Annotated in this window: 2 tRNA genes and 1 rRNA gene; all 3 read right to left on the bottom strand. The window is 48.6% G+C overall.

Features of this window, described 5'->3' with window-relative positions:
- Nucleotides 1-613, bottom strand: a 23S ribosomal RNA gene (locus AC07VG_RS33405); the annotation flags it as partial.
- 256 nt (nucleotides 614-869) lie between these two features.
- Nucleotides 870-945 (bottom strand) — tRNA-Ala (locus tag AC07VG_RS33400).
- A gap of 30 nt (nucleotides 946-975) precedes the next feature.
- A tRNA-Ile gene (locus AC07VG_RS33395) sits at nucleotides 976-1,052 on the bottom strand.
- Nucleotides 1,053-1,059 lie beyond the last annotated feature (7 nt).

The following is a 1,059-nucleotide window of genomic DNA, read 5'->3' as shown; positions in this document are numbered from 1 at the left end:
CTCCCCTATTCGGTTAAGCTCGCCACTGAAAATAAGTCGCTGACCCATTATACAAAAGGTACGCAGTCACCCAACAAAGTGGGCTCCCACTGCTTGTACGCATACGGTTTCAGGATCTATTTCACTCCCCTCTCCGGGGTTCTTTTCGCCTTTCCCTCACGGTACTAGTTCACTATCGGTCAGTCAGTAGTATTTAGCCTTGGAGGATGGTCCCCCCATATTCAGACAAGGTTTCTCGTGCCCCGTCCTACTCGATTTCATGACCAAGAGATTTTCGCGTACAGGGCTATCACCCACTATGGCCGCACTTTCCAGAGCGTTCCGCTAATCTCAAAGCCACTTAAGGGCTAGTCCCCGTTCGCTCGCCACTACTAAGGGAATCTCGGTTGATTTCTTTTCCTCAGGGTACTTAGATGTTTCAGTTCCCCTGGTTCGCCTCTTGCACCTATGTATTCAGTACAAGATAACCATCTTATGATGGCTGGGTTCCCCCATTCAGACATCTCCGGATCAAAGTCTGTTTGCCGACTCCCCGAAGCTTTTCGCAGGCTACCACGTCTTTCATCGCCTCTGACTGCCAAGGCATCCACCGTATGCGCTTCTTCACTTGACCATATAACCCCAAGCAATCTGGTTATACTGTGAAGACGACATTCGCCGAAAATTCGCAAAACTCTTAAGAGTCACTCACAAATTTTACCTTAGCCTGAGCCGTTACCAGTGAAAGTAACGTCCAGTCTATCTTTCTATCACATACCCAAATTTTTAAAGAACGATCTAATCAAAGACTAGAAATCAACATTCACCATCACCCGGATGGAATGCTCATTTCTAAGCTCTAAACAAGAAACAGCAAAAACAGCAGTAAGTGGTGGAGCCAAACGGGATCGAACCGTTGACCTCCTGCGTGCAAGGCAGGCGCTCTCCCAGCTGAGCTATGGCCCCGTATTTCTACAGGCTTTTCCCACACAAAATTGGTGGGTCTGGGCAGATTCGAACTGCCGACCTCACCCTTATCAGGGGTGCGCTCTAACCAACTGAGCTACAGACCCAATTTCG

The organism is Pseudomonas sp. GW821-FHT03C07 (assembly GCF_059420925.1).
This window is presented reverse-complemented; position numbering and strand designations above follow the sequence as displayed.